General features: G+C 68.9%; 14 protein-coding genes and 1 pseudogene. 11 read left to right on the top strand and 4 right to left on the bottom strand.

Features of this window, described 5'->3' with window-relative positions; all coding sequences use genetic code 11:
• Positions 1-74 precede the first annotated feature (74 nt).
• Both ACFXKN_RS08495 and ACFXKN_RS08490 read right to left on the bottom strand, forming a co-directional pair.
• Complete coding sequence (locus ACFXKN_RS08495; protein WP_379432797.1) at positions 75-1,631, bottom strand: glycerol-3-phosphate dehydrogenase/oxidase; 1,557 nt, start codon at positions 1,629-1,631, stop codon at positions 75-77.
• On the bottom strand, positions 1,621-2,238 hold the full coding sequence (locus ACFXKN_RS08490; RefSeq protein WP_378972297.1) for a TetR/AcrR family transcriptional regulator: 618 nt from the start codon (positions 2,236-2,238) through the stop codon (positions 1,621-1,623). The genes ACFXKN_RS08495 and ACFXKN_RS08490 overlap by 11 nt, the downstream gene beginning before the upstream one ends.
• A 195-nt stretch (positions 2,239-2,433) precedes the next feature.
• Here ACFXKN_RS08490 and ACFXKN_RS08485 point away from each other — a divergent pair, with 195 nt between their 5' ends.
• Positions 2,434-4,062: an FAD-binding oxidoreductase gene (locus ACFXKN_RS08485; RefSeq protein WP_378972304.1), complete on the top strand. Its 1,629-nt coding sequence runs from the start codon at positions 2,434-2,436 to the stop codon at positions 4,060-4,062.
• A complete protein-coding gene (locus tag ACFXKN_RS08480; RefSeq protein WP_378972321.1) occupies positions 4,059-5,006 on the top strand; it encodes a diacylglycerol kinase family protein in 948 nt (315 codons plus the stop codon). The genes ACFXKN_RS08485 and ACFXKN_RS08480 overlap by 4 nt, the downstream gene beginning before the upstream one ends.
• An 11-nt stretch (positions 5,007-5,017) precedes the next feature.
• Here the strand turns inward: ACFXKN_RS08480 and ACFXKN_RS08475 are convergent, their stop codons facing one another.
• The gene (locus ACFXKN_RS08475) at positions 5,018-5,716 is read right to left on the bottom strand and encodes an AAA family ATPase (RefSeq protein WP_378972326.1); all 699 of its coding nucleotides are present in this window, start codon (positions 5,714-5,716) and stop codon (positions 5,018-5,020) included.
• 298 nt (positions 5,717-6,014) lie between these two features.
• Between ACFXKN_RS08475 and ACFXKN_RS08470 the strand changes: the two genes are divergently transcribed.
• From ACFXKN_RS08470 to proB, 9 genes are all read left to right on the top strand, one after another.
• On the top strand, positions 6,015-8,693 hold the full coding sequence (locus ACFXKN_RS08470) for a valine--tRNA ligase (RefSeq protein ID WP_379432796.1): 2,679 nt from the start codon (positions 6,015-6,017) through the stop codon (positions 8,691-8,693).
• Positions 8,694-8,800: 107 nt separating this feature from the next.
• A complete protein-coding gene (locus ACFXKN_RS08465; RefSeq protein WP_378972524.1) occupies positions 8,801-10,171 on the top strand; it encodes a bifunctional folylpolyglutamate synthase/dihydrofolate synthase in 1,371 nt (456 codons plus the stop codon).
• Between the two features lie 71 nt (positions 10,172-10,242).
• Positions 10,243-10,638, top strand: a complete 396-nt coding sequence (locus ACFXKN_RS08460) for a DUF4233 domain-containing protein (RefSeq protein ID WP_378972345.1) — start codon at positions 10,243-10,245, stop codon at positions 10,636-10,638.
• Positions 10,639-10,746: 108 nt separating this feature from the next.
• On the top strand, positions 10,747-11,163 hold the full coding sequence (gene ndk, locus ACFXKN_RS08455) for a nucleoside-diphosphate kinase (protein WP_266298471.1): 417 nt from the start codon (positions 10,747-10,749) through the stop codon (positions 11,161-11,163).
• A 534-nt stretch (positions 11,164-11,697) separates the two neighbouring features.
• Positions 11,698-14,880: a translation initiation factor IF-2 N-terminal domain-containing protein gene (locus ACFXKN_RS08450; protein WP_378972354.1), complete on the top strand. Its 3,183-nt coding sequence runs from the start codon at positions 11,698-11,700 to the stop codon at positions 14,878-14,880.
• A 262-nt stretch (positions 14,881-15,142) separates the two neighbouring features.
• Positions 15,143-15,454, top strand: coding sequence for a 50S ribosomal protein L21 (gene rplU / locus ACFXKN_RS08445; protein WP_194828727.1), 312 nt, complete (start codon positions 15,143-15,145; stop codon positions 15,452-15,454).
• Between the two features lie 24 nt (positions 15,455-15,478).
• Positions 15,479-15,745: a 50S ribosomal protein L27 gene (gene rpmA / locus ACFXKN_RS08440; RefSeq protein ID WP_056821498.1), complete on the top strand. Its 267-nt coding sequence runs from the start codon at positions 15,479-15,481 to the stop codon at positions 15,743-15,745.
• Between the two features lie 122 nt (positions 15,746-15,867).
• A complete protein-coding gene (gene obgE, locus ACFXKN_RS08435; protein WP_378972372.1) occupies positions 15,868-17,331 on the top strand; it encodes a GTPase ObgE in 1,464 nt (487 codons plus the stop codon).
• Positions 17,332-17,436: 105 nt separating this feature from the next.
• On the top strand, positions 17,437-18,552 hold the full coding sequence (gene proB, locus ACFXKN_RS08430) for a glutamate 5-kinase (protein ID WP_378972383.1): 1,116 nt from the start codon (positions 17,437-17,439) through the stop codon (positions 18,550-18,552).
• 282 nt (positions 18,553-18,834) lie between these two features.
• On the opposite strand, the pseudogene ACFXKN_RS08425 reads toward proB, so the two are convergent.
• Positions 18,835-19,237: pseudogene (locus ACFXKN_RS08425) on the bottom strand (hypothetical protein); the annotation flags it as partial.

The raw sequence follows: 19,237 nt of genomic DNA, 5'->3' as shown, positions 1-19,237 counted from the left end.
CCCGCCCGGCTCGGCGGTTCCGGGCTGATCTGGCGGCGCGCAAGCCGGCCGCCACCAGCCGCTGAGCTGCGGGCTCAGTTGGTGATCGCGGCGTGTCTGGCGAAGGCCGCTTCAGCGGCGGGGGTGGCGGCTTCGCGGTCGGTGTCGACCAGACCGATGCGGGTGCGGCGGTCGAGGAGGTCGTCGATGGTGAGGGCGGCCTCGTGGGTGATGGCGAAGTCGAATTCGGCTGCGGTGACGTCGATTCCGGGGGCGACCGGTTCCGCGAGGGTGGGGTCGGCGAGCCATGCGGAGACGATCTGGCTCGCTTCGCTGCCGTAGCGCTCGATGAGGACCGGTGGGGCGTCGATGCGGTCGCGGGCGGCACCGGCGACCGCGCCGATGAGGGGGAGGTGGGTGGTGCGGCAGGGGGCGGCGGTGAGTGCCGACCGGGCCACCGCCGCGTCGACGGCGTCCTGGGCCATCTGACGGTAGGTGGTGAGCTTGCCGCCGACGACGGTGATCAGGCCGTCGGGGGCGGTGAGGACCGCGTGTTCACGGGAGATGTCGGCGGTGCTGTCATCGGCGGTTTTGAGCAGCGGGCGCAGGCCGGCGAACTTGCCGCGGATGTCGGAGCGGGTCAACGGTTCGCGCAGGGCGGTGTTGATGGTGTCGAGCAGGAAGTCGATCTCGGCCTCGGTGGGCTGGGGCTCGTCGGGGATCGGGCCCGGTGCGTCCTCGTCGGTGAGGCCGAGGTAGACACGGCCGTGCGCGGCGGGCAACGCGAAGACGAACCGGCTGATGCTGCCCGGCACCGGCACCGTCAGCGCGGCGCTGAGCCCACCGAAGGCCGCGGCGTCGAAGACGAGGTGAGTGCCGCGGCTGGGCCGCAGCTCGATGCTGTGGTCGACCTCGCCCGCCCACACGCCGGTCGCGTTCACGACCGCGCGTGCTCGGACCGCCAAGGTCTCGCCGGTGAGAGTGTCGCGCAGCTGGACCGAATCGCCGGTTGCCGCAACGGCTTCCATGCGGGTGAGGACCGTCGCGCCCGCCCCGGCCGCGGTGCGAGCCAATGCGACTACCAAACGGGCGTCATCGACGAGCTGACCGTCCCACGCCTGCAACCCACCGCGCAGCCCGTCTCGTCGCACGGTCGGCGCCAAGCGCAATGCCTCGGCGGCGGCCACCCGGCGCGAGCGCGGCAACGTATCGACGGAGGTACGCGCCGCGATCCGCAGCGCGTCACCGGCGGCGAAACCCGCACGGATGAGCGAACTCTGGCCCATTTTGATGCCGGGCAGCAACGGCACGAGCTGAGGGAACGGGCGCACCAGATGCGGTGCGGTGGTGCGCAACATGATGCCGCGTTCGACCGCGCTCTCGTGCGCGATCCCCACCCGTCCGCTCGCCAGATACCGCAGCCCACCGTGTACCAGCTTCGAACTCCAGCGGCTGGTGCCGAACGCGAAGTCGTTGCGCTCCACCAGGATTGTGCGCAGCCCGCGCGCGGCGGCGTCGAGGGCGACGCCGGCCCCGGTCACACCGCCGCCGATCACCACCAGATCGACCTCGGGATTCTCGCCGAGCGCGGTGAGGTCGGCGGTGCGTCGCGCCGCGTTCAGGGCACTGGAAGAGGGGGAGTCAGGAGTCATCACAGTCCTTGTCGGGTAGCGGGAGCAGATAACCCTCGACAGCCCTGGACAATTCGGCATCGAACTCCGCACCGGCCAGCAATGACTCCACCGTGCCCGCCGACTGCACCGCCGACTGGGTGATGAGCAGCAGCATGGTGGCCATGTGCTCGGCATTACCCGCCCGGATCGACCCGTCTTCGTGGCCGAGCTCGATCACGGTCGCGAACAGCCCGATCAGCGTGCGCTGATTGCGGCCCAGCCGGCCGAACACATAAGTGAGCATCAGGTCGGTGTCGGTGCGGAAGATCTTGGCGAACACCGCGTTCGACCTGATCGCCGCCGCACCCGCCACGATGCCGTGGACCAGCCGATCCCGGCCGAGGCCGGTGTCGGGCACAGTCTCGGCGACGATCGTGCGCAGTTCACGGACCAGCAGCTCGGCGATCAGCGACCCGGTGTCGGGCCAGCGGCGGTAGACCGTCGGCCTGCTCACACCTGCCCGCCGCGCCACCTCGGTGAGCGTGGTTCGGCGAACACCGAAATCGACGACGCAGGCCCGCGTGGCATCGAGAATCGCCACGTCGGTGGGCGAAAGCTGGTCAGCGTGGGTCGCGAGGTCGATCATCGTGCTTCACCGCCGGTGTGTTCGGTGGCGCCGTGGTGCGGCGCCATGGTCGGGCTGGAACCGCCCAAGGGTATCGAGCGGACCAGCAGGGTCGCGGTCGCGAATGTTCGGTAGTGACATCCGACAGCGGTGTGGATGCCGACTCTGGGACATGTCGTTGGTTACTGCTTGACACTATATGTCATTATGTAACGCATGGTCGAGACGCAACGCGAACAATCGGGGTCTGCCACCGTGGCACCGAACATGGTGTGGGACGCCTGGGGCGTCGCCGCCGGTCACCAGCCGCTGTCAGCCCAGATCCGTGGCCTGCTCGCGCAGGTTTTCGGGATCTCGGGTGAGCCGGTCGCGCGCCGTGACGAGCACGATGTGCCGCTGATCCCCACCACGCTCACCGCCGCCGATCGGTCCGGTCTGGCCGGGATCGTCGGTGACGAACATCTCACCACCGCCGACATCGACCGGCTCCGGCACGCGGGCGGCAAGAGCACCCCCGACCTGCTGCGCCGTCGCGCGAGCACCCCGCAGGACGCCCCCGACGCCGTTGTCTTCCCCGCCGATCACCCCCAGGTTCTCGCGCTGCTGAAGTACTGCGCCGAACACGGCATCGCCGTAGTCCCGTTCGGCGGCGGAACCAGCGTGGTCGGTGGCGTCGATCCGGTGCGCGGCCAGTTCGCCACTGTGATCGCGCTCGATCTGCGCAGGCTCGACACACTCACCGAGGTCGATCCGGCCAGCGGCACCGCCACCCTCGGCGCCGGGCTCACCGGCCCGCAGGCCGAGGAGCTGCTCGGCGCGCACGGGCTCTCGCTCGGGCACTTTCCGCAGAGTTTCGAATTCGCCAGCATCGGCGGGTTCGCCGCGACCAGGTCGTCGGGTCAGGCGTCGGCGGGCTACGGCCGGTTCGACGACATGGTCGAACGCCTGGTGATCGCGACCCCGCAGGGCACCCTCGACCTCGGTCGCGCCCCCGCGTCGGCGGCCGGACCCGACCTGCGCGAGTTGTTCGTCGGGTCCGAGGGCGCGCTCGGCATCATCACCTCGGTCACCTTGCGGGTGCACCCCGTGCCGGAAACCGTTGGCTACCAAGCCTGGTCGTTCCCCGACTTCGCCACCGGCGCAGCCGCGCTGCGCAGTGTGGTGCAGGCCGGTGCCGCGCCGACGGTGATGCGGTTGTCCGACGAAGCCGAAACGGGCCTGAACCTGGCCCGCTCCGCCGATGTCGGCGGCAACCCGGTCTCGGGCTGCCTCGCCATCACCACCTTCGAGGGCAGTAAGGCCCACGTCGCCGCCCGATCTGTCGAGGCGAGTGACCTGCTCGCCGCCGCGGGCGGCACCGCGCTCGGCGAGGCACCCGCGCAGCAGTGGGAGCACGGCCGCTTCGCCGCGCCCTACATGCGCGACGCGCTGCTCGATGTCGGCGTGCTGTGCGAGACCCTCGAAACCGCCACCAGCTGGGCCAACCTGGGCAATCTCAAGGTGAAGGTCACCGGCGCGCTGATGGACGCGCTCGGGGCGCAGGGCACGCCCGCGCTGGTCATGTGCCACATTTCGCACACCTACCCGACCGGGGCGTCGCTGTACTTCACCGTGGTCACCAAGCAGCTCGACGATCCGATCGCGCAGTGGCGCATCGCCAAATCCGCCGCGAGCGACGCGATGGTCGCCGCGGGCGGCACCATCACCCACCACCACGCCGTCGGCGCCGACCACCGTCCGTGGATGGGCGCCGAAATCGGTGACCTGGGGGTTCGGGTGTTGCGTGCGGTGAAGCGCGAACTCGACCCCACCGGCGTGCTCAACCCTGGGAAGCTGGTGCCGTGAACCAACATTCGGTGCGGCGCGTAGTAGTTGTCACGAACCCGCATTCCGGGTCGGGCCGTGGCGACGGTGTCGCCGAGGCGGTACTGGCCGAACTGCTGGCCCGCGATGTCGACGTGGTCGAGGTGCGCGCGCCGAGTGCGGACGAGTCGGTGACGCAGGTCAGGACGCTGATCGCGGGCGAGGACCGGCCGGATGCGGTGATCTGCGTCGGCGGTGACGGGCTGATGAACGTGCTGCTGGCCGCTGTCGCGCACAGCGGAGTACCGCTCGGGCTGGTGCCCGCGGGCACCGGCAACGACCTGGCGCGCGAATTCGGCATACCGACCGGTGACCCACTGGCCGCCGTCGAGATCGTGCTCGGCGGTCGAGCCCGGACCATCGATCTGGGGCGGATCGAATCGCCGGATGCCACCCCCACCTGGTTCGCGACCGTGGTCGGCACCGGGTTCGACGCGCGAGTCACCCTGCGCGCCAACAAGATGCGCTACCCACGCGGCCCCCTGCGCTACACCGCGGCCGCTGTGGCCGAGCTCATGCGGGGCTACACACTGCCGTTCCGGATCGAGATGTCGGGCCTCGCGCCCGGTGCGCTCGACAATCCACCCGACTCGCACGTGGTGATCCTGACCGACGCGGTGATGGCACCCATCGGCAACACCCGCACCTACGGCGGCGGGATGCTGGTGTGTCCGGAAGCACTCGCCGACGACGGCTACCTCGACATCACGGTGGTCGGTGCGGTGTCGCGGCTGGAGATGGCGCGGCTGTTGCCCGCGTTGTCGGCGGGCAAGCGGATCGACCATCCCGCAACGAAGCGCTATCGGGCCCGGCGGATCACGGTCAGCGCCGAGGGCGGGTACGCGACGGCCGACGGTGAGCCCGCGGGGATGTTGCCGGTGACGGTGCAGGCGATGCCGGGGGCGCTGAGCGTGCTGGTGCCGTGAGCGCGCCTCGATCAGGCCGGGTCGAAGGCGATGCGCGACACCGCGTGCAGCGTCGGACGGTCGATGATCACCACCGAGGTCGATGACAGCGGTCGCGTCTCCGGGTCCGGCGCGTAGGTGGTGTCGCGGGCTCCGAGGGAGCCCATCATCGTTTCCCAGCGGCGGCAGTGCGCGGTGAAGGCGATGCTGTTGACGCTTCTGCCTCGACTGATCTGACCGGATCTGGCCTGCTCCGCGGGAACGTCGATGAGCACCATGTGTAGTTCGCGCTGACTCCGCGCGGCCCAGCGGGTGATCAGGCGCCTGCTCCAGCGGAAGGTCGCGCAGTCGTGGATGGCGACCGGTCCGGCACCCTCGCGCAGTGCGTCGCGGATCGCACGATAGTGCGCGAGGTGGACCAGTGGGCGCCACAGCGAGTACGGCGCCCAGCCCAAGCGATGGCGCAGGCGGTTGCGAGTGTGGTTCGAGTCGAGAACCAGGGCGCCGGACGCGGTGCGCACCGGATGTTCGGCGTCGGGGCCCGCGCCGAAGAAGCGGTGTAACGCGGTGGACTTTCCCGCGCCCGGCACACCGGCGAAGACCAGGACGGTGGTGTTCGGGTAGCGCAGTTCCTCGACCTCGCTCGCGCGGAGGTCGACCAGTGCGGTCGGGGTGATGATCCTCGGCGCCGATGCGGGAACGGGGGACGAGGAATCGAGCGGGGGCGTCACCTTCTCCAGGGTCCGGTAAAAGGGACAAAACGGCAATCCGGGGTTACCCGGATATTCGGGTTCGAGGCCTGGGGCACAAGGGTTTCCGCGTGTCGTCATGGCGCGTCACAGGCCTTGCCGACCAGCGCGAGGCGAAGCTGAGAATTCCATATGGATTCTGCTCGGTGGGGTTGATCGCCGGTAGGATCACTGGTGTAGACGGAGTCTTCGGTGTCCCTCATCCACCGAAGATTCCGTCTTTTTTTGTGCTGGGGTAGGCGGGAAAAAGCTGGTTGCCGCCTCCCCTTAGGATTGGGACGTGACCAGCGCAGCCCCTGACAACTCGCGTAATCGTGCCGATGCCCTGCCCAAGAGCTGGAACCCCAGCGAGGTAGAGGCCGACCTGTACGAGGGCTGGGTAAGCGCCGGGTACTTCGCCGCCGACGCCTCCTCGGACAAGCCGCCGTACTCGATCGTGCTGCCGCCGCCGAACGTCACCGGCACCCTGCACATGGGCCACGCGCTCGACCACACGATCATGGACCTGCTCACGCGCCGCAAGCGGATGCAGGGCTACGAGGTGCTGTGGCTGCCGGGCATGGACCACGCCGGTATCGCGACGCAGACGGTGGTGGAGAAGCAGCTCGCCGTCGACGGGAAGTCCAAGGAGGACTTCGGGCGTGAGCTGTTCATCGACAAGGTGTGGGACTGGAAGCGCGAGTCCGGCGGGCAGATCCAGGGGCAGATGCGTCGCCTCGGTGACGGCGTCGACTGGAGCCGCGACCGCTTCACCATGGACGACGGTCTCTCGCGCGCGGTGCAGACGATCTTCAAGCGGCTCTACGACTCGGGGCTGATCTACCGCGCGGAGCGACTGGTGAACTGGTCGCCGGTGCTGCAGACCGGTATCTCCGACCTCGAGGTGGACCACAAGGAGGTCGACGGCGAGCTCGTGAGCATGCGATTCGGTTCGCTGAACGACGACGAACCGCACGTCGTCGTTGCCACCACCCGCGTGGAGACGATGCTCGGCGACACCGCGGTGGCGGTGCACCCCGACGACGAGCGCTACCAGGCGTTGATCGGCACCACGCTCTACCACCCGATCACCGGCCGCCAGATCCCGATCGTCGCCGACGACTACGTCGACCCCGAATTCGGTTCCGGCGCAGTGAAGATCACCCCGGCACACGACCCCAACGACTTCGAACTCGGCCTGCGCCACGGTCTGCCGATGCCGACGATCATGGACAAGACGGGCCGGATCGCCGACAGCGGCACCGAATTCGACGGCATGGACCGTTTCGAGGCCCGCGTCAAGATCCGCGAGCGGCTCGAGGCCGAAGGTCGCATCGTCGGCCGCAAGTTCCCCTACAAGCACCAGGTCGGTCACTCGGAGCGCTCCGGCGAGCCGGTCGAGCCGCGCCTGTCGATGCAGTGGTGGGTCAAGGTCGACACCCTGGCCAAGGCCGCCGGGGACGCCGTGCGTGAAGGCGATGTGAAGATCCACCCGGCCAGCCAGGAACCGCGCTGGTTCGACTGGGTCGACAACATGCACGACTGGTGCATCTCGCGTCAGCTGTGGTGGGGACACCGCATCCCGATCTGGTACGGCCCCGAGGGCGAGATGGTGTGCCTGGGCCCCGGCGAGGAAGCGCCAGAGGGCTGGGTGCAGGACCCCGATGTGCTCGACACCTGGTTCTCCTCGGGCCTGTGGCCGTTCTCCACGATGGGCTGGCCCGACGCCACCCCCGAGCTGGCGAAGTTCTATCCCACCAGCGCGCTCGTCACCGGCTACGACATCATTTTCTTCTGGGTCGCCAGGATGATGATGTTCGGCATGTACGTCAGCGACGACCCGGTGCTCACCGCCGGGAAGAGCGGACGCGAGCAGGTGCCCTTCCAGGATGTGTTCCTGCACGGACTGATCCGCGACCAGCACGGCAAGAAGATGTCGAAGTCGCGCGGCAACGGCATCGACCCGCTCGACTGGATCAACTCCTACGGCGCCGACGCACTGCGCTTCACCCTGGCCCGCGGCGCCCAGCCCGGCGGCGATCTCTCCGTCGGCGACGCGCACGCGCTGGCCTCGCGCAGCTTCGTCACCAAGCTGTTCAACGCCACCAAGTTCGCGCTGATGAACGGCGCGCGCATCGGCGAGCTGCCCCCGCGCGAGACTCTCACCGACGCCGACCGCTGGATCATCGACCGGCTCGACGAGGTCCGCGCCGAGGTCGACACCGCCTTCGACGCCTACGAATTCGGCAAGGCCTGCGAGGCGCTCTACCACTTCGCGTGGGACGAGCTGTGCGACTGGTACCTGGAGCTGTCCAAGGTGCAGTTCGCCGAATCCGACGCGCGCGCCGAGAGCACCGCGGTGGTGCTCGGCAGCGTGCTCGACGCGGTGCTCCGCCTGCTGCACCCGGTGATCCCGTTCGTCACCGAGACCCTGTGGAAGGCGCTCACCGGCGGCGAATCGGTGGTGATCGCCGCGTGGCCGCAGGCCAGTGGCATCGCGACCGACGAAGTCGCCGCCCAGCGAGTGGCCGATACGCAGCGGCTGATCACCGAGATCCGCCGGTTCCGCGGCGACCAGGGGCTGGCCGACAAGCAGAAGGTGAAGGCCACCCTCGTCGGGATCGACGAGGCCGGGCTCGGCGGGTTCGCCGACTCGGTGGCCAACCTGGCCCGCCTCACCGAACCGGGCGACGACTTCGCCACCACCGCCGAGGTGCAGGTCCGGCTGTCGAACGCGACCGTCACCGTGCAGCTCGACACCTCCGGCGCGATCGACCTCGACGCCGAACGCCGCAGGCTGGAAAAGGATCTCGCGGCCGCGCAGAAGGACCTCGACACCACCACGGCCAAACTCGGCAACGAGGCCTTCCTGGCCAAGGCGCCGCAGCCGGTCGTCGACAAGATCACCGGGCGACGTGAGGTGGCCGCGGCCGAAGTCACGCGCATCGGCGCCCGCCTGGCGGAGCTGAGCGCCAAGTGAGCGACCTGGGCCCCGGTGACCTCGACCCCGAAGACGCCGACTTCGGCGGCAGCGACTACCACGCGGCCCCGATCGGCACCGGGCCGTCGCCGGTCGACCTCGCCGAAATGGCCCTGGTAGAGGCCGAACTCGACAAGCGCTGGCCCGAAACCAAGATCGAGCCGTCGCTCACCAGGATCGCCACCCTGATGGATCTGCTGGGTAACCCGCAGAACAACTATCCGGCCATCCATATCGCGGGCACCAACGGCAAGACCTCGGTGACCAGGATGATCGACGCTCTGCTCACCGCGCTGCACCGGCGCACCGGCCGGATCACCAGCCCGCACCTGCAGCTGGCGACCGAGCGGATCAGCATCGACAACGCGCCGATCTCGCCGGCCGACTACGTGGCGACCTATCACGAGCTCGCGCCGTATATCGGCATGATCGACCAGCGCTCCGCCGAATCCGGCGGCCCGGCGATGAGCAAGTTCGAGGTGCTCACCGGCATGGCCTACGCCGCGTTCGCCGAGGCACCGGTCGACGTGGCCGTCGTGGAAACCGGCATGGGCGGCACCTGGGACGCCACCAATGTGATCCACGCCCAGGTCGCGGTGATCACCCCGATCGGCCTCGACCACACCGAATACCTCGGTCCCGACCTCGAGTCGATCGCCAAGGAGAAGGCCGGGATCATCAAGCGCGCCCCCGAGGCGCTGATCCCGACCGATACCGTCGCGGTGATCGCCGAGCAGGAGCCCGAGGTGATGGATGTGCTGCTGCGCCGGGCCGTCGCCGAGGACGCCGCGGTGGCGCGCGAGGGCGCGGAGTTCCGGGTGCTGGAACGGGCCGTCGCCGTCGGCGGACAGCTGCTGACCCTGCAGGGACTCGGCGGTGTCTACGACGAGATCTTCCTGCCGCTGCACGGCGAGCACCAGGCTCGCAACGCGTCGCTGGCGCTGGCCGCCGTTGAGGCGTTCTTCGGCGCCGGCGCGGATCGCCAGCTCGATATCGAGGCCGTGCGCACCGGTTTCGCGACAGTAGCCAGCCCGGGGCGGATGGAACGGATGCGCAACGCGCCGACCATCTTCGTCGACGCCGCCCACAACCCGGCGGGTGCGCAGGCGCTGGCCGCGACGCTCACCGGCGAGTTCGACTTCCGCAAGCTGGTCGGGGTGGTCGCGGTGCTCGCCGACAAGGACGCGGCCGGGATTCTCGACGCGCTCGAACCGGTCTTCGACGAAATCGTCGTCACCAGCAACGGTTCACCGCGAGCCATGGATGTGGACACACTGGCCGACCTGGCCGTGCAGCGGTTCGGCGATGAACGAGTGATCACCGCCGACACGCTGCCCGACGCGCTGGAGTCGGCGATCGCGCTGGCCGAGCAGGCCGGTGACGAAGGCGACGTGATCTCGGGTGCGGGCGTGATCGTCACCGGGTCGGTCGTCACCGCGGGTGCGGCGCGCGCCCTGTTCGGAAAGGCTCCGGCGTGAACGGTCAGCGGCCGGAGGAGGAAGCGGAGCGTGACCACGGAGGCCGCCCGAGCACGCCGAATGGACACAGCATGAGTGAAGTGCCTCCTCCCGCCAACGATCCCTGGAAGGGGTTGCGCGGGGTCATGGCGGGGACGTTGGTTCTCGAGGCGATCGTGGTCCTGCTGGCGCTGCCGGTGGTCGCCGATGTCGGCGGCGGTGTCACCTGGTTGTCCGGGACCTATCTGGTGGTGCTCTCGCTGCTGATGATCCTGGGCGCGGGTGTGCAGCGCAAGTCGTGGGCGATCCCGTTCAACATGGGTCTGCAGGTGTTGCTGCTCGCAGGCACGTTCATCCACCTGTCGATCGGTGTGATCGCGGTGGTGTTCATCGCGGTATGGGCATTCATCCTGATCCTGCGCTCGGACGTCCAGCGACGCATGGACGCAGGCCTACTCCCCAGCCAGCGAACCCAGACGAAGCCCTGACGGTTGCCGGGTACGCAGGCTTGCTCCCCAGCCAGCGAACCCAGACGAAGTCCTGACGGCTCGAGGGCCCGATCGGCGTACTGACCCGGGCGACGCTAGGGTTACCCGGTGACTGAGCAGACGTTGGTACTCATCAAGCCGGACGGTGTCTCCCGAGGCCTCACCGGCGAGATCCTGGCGCGCATCGAGCGCAAGGGCCTCACCTTCCAGGCGCTGGAGCTGAAGAACGTGTCCGCGGAACTCGCGGCCGAGCACTACGCCGAACATGCCGAGCGGCCCTTCTTCGGTTCGCTCATCGAATTCATCACCTCCGGCCCGGTCGTCGCGGCCGTGCTCGAAGGCCCGCGCGCGATCGCGGCGTTCCGTCAGCTCGCCGGTGGCACCGACCCGGTGGAGAAGGCCGTGCCCGGCACCATTCGCGGCGACTTCGGCCTGGAGACCCAGTTCAACCTGGTCCACGGATCCGACTCGCCCGAGTCCGCCAAGCGCGAGATCGCCCTCTGGTTCCCCGAATTTCCCGCCTGACCCGCCTCGCCTCGCCCAGCGCGAGAGAGATAGTCGGACACCCGGTCAGGCGGTATCGAACTCCGCTCGGCCGGGTCACCCTCGCTCGCTGGATCCGCCGCTGAAACGACAGCCGTGAGCGGGGCGGAGTTCGCGTGAGTTGCGCCGATGGCGATCCCCGCGCGAACCGTATGGGATACTGACTACGGATGTGTTCGACGCCGACCTGTCGCGCAGGTACGTGACGCGGCGGCGGACATGACCGGATGACACCGCGGTTGATGCCGATCATCGCTGCCACGGACAACCCTGTTGCTGGGGTTGCCCGCGCAGGCACGCTGGATGAGCGCTCGAAAGCGCGGTGCCACGCCGTACAGCCAGGCGCCGTGTGACCGGTTGGCGCGCCAGACGATCGATCAAGGTGCGACCGGACACGCGGGGCGAGACCAGATGACCCTCGTACCATCGGGTACGAGGTGCACGGACGATGCCCCCGCGTCGGCCGCGTCACTCCCGTACCGGGGAAGGACGCGCCCGGGGGCCCGAGGAGACTTCGTGGCCGAAAAAGAGCCGCTGGACACAACACAACAGGATGCCGATCAATTGCCGGAGCGAATTCGAGTTCATGCACTGGCCAAACGGTTGGGAGTGACCAGCAAACGCATCCTGGCCAAACTGGCCGAGCTGGGCGCCGAGGCGCGCAGCGTTCAATCCAATGTCGACCGCTCGGTCGCCGAAACGGTGCGCGACGCGATCGCCGCCGCTGACGCCGAACCCGGCGCCCCCGACGAAGCCACCGCACCCGCACCCACGACGCGCGCGAAGAAACGCGCCGCGTCCACACCCGTCGCCGAGCAGCCGGCCGACACGTCAGCGGCGCCCGCGTCGCTGTTCTCCGCGCATCACGTCGCGCGCACCGACGAGGTGTTCGCCACGATGCGCGAGGACGCGCATACCGATCTGTTCACCCACCGGGTGTCCGAAACCCCCGTGCAGGCCGAGCCGGTGACCTTCGAGGCGCCCGCGTCTGTGGGCATGCCGTTGTTCCTCCCGCCGGATGCCACCGCCGCCGAGGAAGCCCGCAAGCGCCGTCGGGCCGAGCGGACTCCCAAGCGGACCGAAGAGCCCGCCGCTGCGCCGGTCGAAGAGCCTGTCGCGCCGAAGGCCGAGGAGCTCGAAGCCGAGGTCGAGGACGAGTCCGCCGATCAGTCCGGTGACCACGACGCCGACGGCCAGCCGCGCCGCCGTCGCCGTGGCCGCCGTGGCCGTGGCCGTGGCCGTGGCGAGCAGTCCGCCGACGGCGAGGACAACGAGTCCGACACCGAAGACGACGACACCGACGAGGCCGAGCAGCAGGCCGAGCAGGTCACCGACGAGGCCGAACAGGCCGAAGACACCGAAGCCGAGACCGAGGACGAAGACGGATCCTCCGATGGCGCGAGCCGTCGTCGCCGTCGTCGCCGTCGTCGCAAGGTCGGTGGCGAGTCCGCCGACGCCGAGGCGGCGACCGAGGACGATCCGCCGAACACTGTCGTGCACGAGCGCGAGCCCCGCAACAAGAGCCGCGGCCGTTCCAGCTCGACCAACCCCGACGAAGTACAGGGCATTTCGGGCTCCACCCGCCTGGAGGCCAAGCGTCAGCGTCGCCGTGACGGTCGGGAGGCCGGGCGTCGCCGTCCGCCGATCCTGACCGAGTCGGAGTTCCTGGCCCGCCGCGAGGCGGTCGACCGGGTGATGGTCGTGCGCGAGAAGTCGTTCGACCCCGCCGAACACGCGCCGGGCCACCAGACCACCACGCAGGTGGCGGTCCTGGAGGACAACATCCTCGTCGAGCACTTCGTGACCAGTTCCGGTCAGGCGTCGATGGTGGGCAATGTCTACCTCGGCAAGGTGCAGAACGTGCTGCCCAGCATGGAAGCCGCGTTCATCGACATCGGCCGCGGCCGCAACGGTGTGCTCTACGCCGGTGAGGTGAACTGGGAAGCCGCCGGTCTCGGTGGTCGTGAGCGCAAGATCGAGCAGGCGCTCAAGCCCGGCGATCAGGTGCTGGTGCAGGTGTCCAAGGACCCGGTCGGTCACAAGGGCGCCCGCCTGACCACCCAGATCTCCCTGGCCGGTCGCTTCCTGGTGTACGTGCCGGGTGGCACCTCCACCGGGATCAGCCGCAAGCTGCCCGACACCGAGCGCAAGCGGCTCAAGGAGATTCTGCGCGAGATCGTCCCGTCCGACGCCGGGGTGATCATCCGGACCGCGTCCGAGGGTGTCAGCGAGCCCGAACTGGCTCGCGACGTCGAGCGACTGCAGGCCGCCTGGCGCACCATCGAAGAGGCCGCCGCCAAGGAGACCAACGCACCGAAGGCGCTCTACGAAGAGCCCGACATGCTGGTCAAGGTCATCCGCGACCTGTTCAACGAGGACTTCGCCAAGCTGGTCATCGAGGGTGACCGCGCGTGGAGCACCGTCGAGACCTACGTCCGCACCGTGGCGCCCGACCTGCTACCGCGGGTCAACCGGCACGAGAACAACGGTGTCGACGTGTTCGACACGTTCCGGATCGACGAGCAGCTGGCCAAGGCTCTCGATCGCAAGGTGTGGCTGCCCTCGGGCGGCACCCTGGTGATCGACCGCACCGAGGCGATGACCGTCGTCGACGTCAACACCGGCAAGTTCACCGGCTCGGGCTCGTCGAACCTCGAAGAGACCGTCACCAAGAACAACCTGGAAGCGGCCGAAGAGATCGTGCGCCAGATGCGGCTGCGCGATATCGGCGGCATGATCGTCGTCGACTTCATCGACATGGTCCTCGAGTCCAACCGTGACCTGGTGCTGCGTCGTCTCACCGAGGCGCTCGGCCGCGACCGCACCCGCCACCAGGTATCGGAGGTCACCTCGCTGGGCCTGGTCCAGATGACCCGCAAGAAGCTGGGCACCGGACTGGTCGAGGCGTTCTCCACCACCTGTGAGCACTGCCACGGTCGCGGCATCCTCGTGCACTCCTACCCGGTGGATTCCGGGTCGGGCGTCGAAGAACCGAGGGCGAAGGAGGGCGGTTCGCGCCGTCGCCGCGGCAAGGACCGCGACAAGCCCGCCACCACCACCGCCGCACCGGCGACCAATGGCACCGCGCCTGCCGCCGAACACGCCGAGGAGGACATCGCGGTCAAGCGGGCCCACCCGGTGGTGCTCGCGATGGCAGGTCATCACGACGACGAGCAGACCGACGAGCGCACCGAGGTCGTCGAGGAAGCGCCCGCCGAGCCGACCAGGTCGCGCTCACGGTCTCGGTCGCGCCGATCGGGTCGCGGTGCCGCTGCCGCGAATACCGAGCCGAGCACCGAGGGTCCGCTCACCGGGGTCATCGCCGGCGAGGCAGAGCCCGAGGCCGCCGAGGTCGAGGAGGAAGTGGTGAGCTCGGCGCCTGCCGATGCCGCTGTCGCCGAGACCGCGCAGCCCGAACCGGCCGCGGTCGTCGAGACGCCACAGCCCGAGACGTCCGAACCGGCTCCGGCCGCCGAGGAACCCGCACCGCGGGCGCCTCGTAGGCGTCGCGTAGCCCGGTCGACGGCAGCACCCGCACCGGACAGCGCGGGAGCCGTGTTCGTGCTGTCGGCGAACGAGCAGCCGCCCGCAGCGGCTGTCGTCGACTTCGCCGCGGAGCCGGTCATCGTCCCGGAACGCAAGCCGCGTCGTCGCGCCGTGGGTCGTCCCGCGGGCGCTCCGGCCGCCGAATCGAAGTAGCCCGACGCTTGCGTGCGCGGATCCCCTCCGCGCACGCAAGCCTCGATTCGGGCCCTGACCGGCCGAATTGGGGGAGTGGATACCGCTCTGGTAACCTAGGTCGGTCGCTGCCCAGTGATTGAGCATCTGGCCGAACAGGCCGGGTGTATACCGCAGGCAGCAAACGTTCTTCCCCCGCTCTTGCGGGGATGAGCCCAGTAATACGCGTCGCAGCTGCGGCGTGGACATGTGCAGGACCAATGTGAGTGGAGGAAGCCGACCGATGGCAGCGTACGCAATCGTCAAGACCGGCGGAAAGCAGTACAAGGTCGCGGTCGGTGACCTGGTGAAGGTCGAGAAGATCGAGGGTCCCGTCGGCACCGCCGTGGCGCTGACCCCGGTTCTCGTCGTCGACGGCACCGATCTGACCACCGACGCCGACAAGCTGGCCAAGATCTCCGTGGCCGCTGAGGTCATCGACCAGACCAAGGGCCCGAAGATCCGGATCCACAAGTTCAAGAACAAGACCGGCTACCACAAGCGCCAGGGTCACCGTCAGCCGCTGACGGTCATCAAGGTCACCGGCATCAAGTAAGAATTTTCCCGAGGAGACGAAGCAATGGCACATAAGAAGGGCGCATCCAGCTCCCGGAACGGCCGCGATTCGAACGCCCAGCGCCTCGGCGTGAAGCGTTTCGGCGGCCAGAAGGTCAGCGCGGGCGAGATCCTGGTCCGTCAGCGTGGAACCCACTTCCACCCGGGCGTGAACGTCGGCCGTGGTGGCGACGACACGCTGTTCGCCCTCGAGGCGGGCGCGGTCGAGTTCGGCACCAAGCGTGGCCGCAAGACCGTCAACATCGTCGTACCGGAGCCGGTCCAGGCCTGACCGCCTGGAGCTTCGCTCCCCACAGACACCAGAGCGGGTCAGGGTTGATTCCCTGATCCGCTCTGTCGTGTTCTCCCCACCCCTTACCGCAAACGACCAGTCAGAAGGAGGAGGATCAACCCATGTCCAAATTCATCGACCGCGTCGTGCTGCATGTTCGTGCCGGTAGAGGTGGACACGGTTGCGCCTCGGTGCATCGTGAGAAGTTCAAGCCGCTGGGCGGGCCCGACGGCGGCAATGGCGGTAACGGCGGTGACGTGATCCTCGAGGTCGACGCCAACGTCCACACCCTGCTCGATTTCCATTTCCACCCCAACGCCAAGGCGGGCAACGGCAAGCCGGGCGAGGGCAGTAATCGCGAAGGCAAGAACGGCGGCGATCTGGTGCTCGCCGTGCCCGACGGCACCGTGGTCGTCGATGGCGACGGCAAGGTCGTCGTCGACCTCGTCGGCGTGGGCAACCGGTTCATCATCGCCCGTGGCGGCCGTGGTGGCCTCGGTAATGCCTCGCTGGCGTCGAAGGCGCGCAAGGCGCCCGGTTTCGCGCTGCTCGGTGAAGAGGGCGAAGAGCTCGATCTCGTTCTCGAACTGAAGTCGGTCGCCGATGTCGGCCTGGTCGGGTTCCCGTCGGCGGGCAAGTCGTCGCTGGTCTCGGTGCTGTCCGCCGCCAAGCCCAAGATCGCCGACTACCCGTTCACCACGCTCGTCCCGAACCTCGGCGTCGTGCTCTCCGGTGACACCACCTTCACCGTCGCCGATGTGCCCGGCCTGATCCCCGGTGCCAGCGAAGGCCGCGGTCTCGGCCTGGACTTCCTGCGCCACCTGGAACGCTGCGCGGTGCTCGCCCACGTCGTCGACTGCGCGACACTCGAGCCCGGTCGCGACCCGGTCTCCGATGTCGACGCGCTGGAAGCCGAACTCGCCGCTTACAAGCCTGCACTGTCAGGTGACGCCAGCCTGGGTGACCTGGCCGACCGGCCGCGCGTGGTGATCCTCAACAAGACCGACGTGCCCGACGCTGCCGAACTCGCCGAGATGGTGTCGGCCGAGTTCGCCGAACGTGGCTGGCCGGTGTTCGAGATCTCCGCGGTGAGCCGTGCCGGCCTGCGCCCGTTGACCTTCGCGCTGGCCGACATGGTCCGCCAGTACCGCGAAGCGCACCCCAAGGCCGCGCCCAAGCGCACCATCATCCGCCCGATCGCGACCGACGAGACCGGTTTCAGCGTCATCGCCGATCCGAACGAGCCCGGTGGTTTCATCGTGCGCGGCACTCGCCCCGAGCGCTGGATCCGGCAGACCGATTTCAACAACGACGAGGCCGTCGGCTACCTGGCCGACCGGTTGGCTCGACTCGGTGTCGAAGCCGCGCTGGTCAAGCAGGGTGCCCAGCCGGGTTGCCCGGTCACCATCGCCGGCGTCACCTTCGAATGGGAGCCGATGATCTCGGCGGGTGTCGATATGCAGCCGACCGGCCGCGGTACCGACCTCCGGCTCGAGACCAACGACCGCATCGGTGCGGCCGAGCGCAAGCTCGCCTCGCAGGCGCGACGTGGTCTGCTCGACGAAAACGGCGAACGAAAAGAGTGAGAGTGGGGTCGTGCCCGGCGAAATTCGCTGTCGGGCACGGCCGTTCGATCGGCATACTGCGATGGTTCCGGTTAGCTCGGTGATCGTGGTGCAGGGAGTGCAACGATGCAGGTGGGTTCGAAGCTGAGTCAGGGACGCGCGGCGATCGTGTCGGCGCGCACCGTCGTGGTGAAGATCGGTTCGTCGGCGTTGACCAGCCTCGAAGGCGGGCTCGATACCGGTCGACTCGATCTGCTGGCCGACGCGGTCGAAGCGCGGATGCGGGCGGGTTCGGATGTGGTGGTCGTGTCCTCGGGCGCGATCGGAGCGGGACTCGCGCCGCTCGGCCTGTCGAAGCGGCCCAAGGACCTGGCGACGAAGCAGGCCGCGGCCAGCGTCGGCCAGCTGGCTCTCGCCCACGCCTGGGGTACCTCGTTCGCCCGCTACGACCGTACCGTCGGCCAGATCCTGCTCTCCGCCGACGATTTCGCCCGTCGCGAGCATCACCGCAACGCCCAGCGCACCCTCGACCGGTTGCGTTCGCTCGGCGCGATCGCCGTGGTGAACGAGAACGACACGGTCGCCACCGAGGAGATCCGCTTCGGCGACAACGACCGCCTCGCCGCCCTGGTGGCGCATCTGGTGGGCGCCGAAGCGCTGATCCTGCTGTCGGATGTGGCGGGCCTCTATGACGGTGACCCGCGTAAGGGCGCCGCCAACTTCATCCCCGAGGTGCGCGGCAGCGCCGACCTCGACGGCGTCATCGCGGGCAGCGGTGGCGCGCTCGGCACCGGCGGCATGGCCTCCAAACTCTCCGCCGCCCGGCTGGCTGCCGACGCGGGCATTCCGGTCCTGCTGGCCTCGGCTGCCGACGCCTCGTCCGCGCTCACCGACGGGGCCGTGGGCACGGCCTTCGCCGCGCGCCCGATTCGCCTGTCCGGTCGTAAGTTCTGGGTTCGCCATGCCGCCGATCCCCGCGGTGCGGTCCTGCTCGATGCGGGCGCTGTTGACGCGGTAGCTCAACGGCACTCCCTACTGGCTGCGGGCATCACCGAGATCCGCGGCCGGTTCTTCGGCGGCGATGTGGTGGACCTGGTCGGTCCTGACGGCGAGGTCGTCGCCCGGGGCGTCGTCGAATACGACAGCACCGAACTTGCTTCCATGCTCGGGCGGTCCACCATCGACCTTCCCGACACCATGCAACGTCCGGTGATTCACGCGGACGATCTGGTCAAGGTCTGAACAGGGACTTCTGTTCGTTTGGGCTGTCCGCGGTCGGCAGGCGCGGGTCGTGAAGAGATGACCGGGGTTTGAGTAGTCCCAGGAGGTTTGACGCTGTGTTTATTGGCGCGCTGGCGCGCGCGTGTCCGCGGCCCTGAGGGGCCGCCGGTTAGCGCTCGAGACTAGAGCCTTCGGCTCAGCGCTTTCGAGCGCTAACCGGCGACCCGGCCGCGGACCGGCCACTTCGTGGCCGTCGCTCCCTATGGGTCGCGGGTGGGGGTTGGGAGTGCGGTCATGGCGGATTTACCGCTGTGGCGGCACGACGCCCGGCTGATCGGTTTCCGGCGGTGGTGCCTTCGGTGTGGCGGGCTGCGACGGCGACACGTCTGCCCCGGGAACCGGGCCGGTGACACCGGGCTGTCCGCCTGGGTCGGACATGTCGGGCATGCCGGGCAGCGGAAGTGGTTGTGGCGCTTGGCGGCCGGGTGGTGCCGGGGAGGCTGGTTGCTCCGCGGTCGGCGTGGGGACGTTCGGCTGTGCGGGTGGTTCCGGGACGTGCGGCGGCGCCGGCTCGGTGACAAGCGGCTGCGGTGACGTCGAGACCGGTGGTGGCGCGGGTTGTTCCGAGGCCGGCGCGGGGGTTTGCGCCGGCTGCGGATTCTCTGCGGTCGGCGGCTTCGGTGCAGGTGGGTTCGAATCCTGCTGT

The sequence above is a fragment of the Nocardia sp. NPDC059195 genome (assembly GCF_042754695.1).
In the GTDB taxonomy this organism is placed as follows: Bacteria; Actinomycetota; Actinomycetes; order Mycobacteriales; family Mycobacteriaceae; genus Nocardia.
The sequence above is the reverse complement of the archived record's forward strand: the minus strand, read 5'-3'. Positions and strand labels throughout refer to the sequence as shown.

Coding starts and splice junctions, on each gene's coding strand:
- ACFXKN_RS08495 (WP_379432797.1), bottom strand. CDS start 1,631: ATGACTCCTGACTCCCCCTCTTCCAGTGCCCTGAACGCGGCGCGACGC.
- ACFXKN_RS08490 (WP_378972297.1), bottom strand. CDS start 2,238: ATGATCGACCTCGCGACCCACGCTGACCAGCTTTCGCCCACCGACGTG.
- ACFXKN_RS08485 (WP_378972304.1), top strand. CDS start 2,434: ATGGTCGAGACGCAACGCGAACAATCGGGGTCTGCCACCGTGGCACCG.
- ACFXKN_RS08465 (WP_378972524.1), top strand. CDS start 8,801: ATGGCCCTGGTAGAGGCCGAACTCGACAAGCGCTGGCCCGAAACCAAG.
- ACFXKN_RS08460 (WP_378972345.1), top strand. CDS start 10,243: ATGAGTGAAGTGCCTCCTCCCGCCAACGATCCCTGGAAGGGGTTGCGC.
- rplU (WP_194828727.1), top strand. CDS start 15,143: ATGGCAGCGTACGCAATCGTCAAGACCGGCGGAAAGCAGTACAAGGTC.
- rpmA (WP_056821498.1), top strand. CDS start 15,479: ATGGCACATAAGAAGGGCGCATCCAGCTCCCGGAACGGCCGCGATTCG.
- obgE (WP_378972372.1), top strand. CDS start 15,868: ATGTCCAAATTCATCGACCGCGTCGTGCTGCATGTTCGTGCCGGTAGA.
- proB (WP_378972383.1), top strand. CDS start 17,437: ATGCAGGTGGGTTCGAAGCTGAGTCAGGGACGCGCGGCGATCGTGTCG.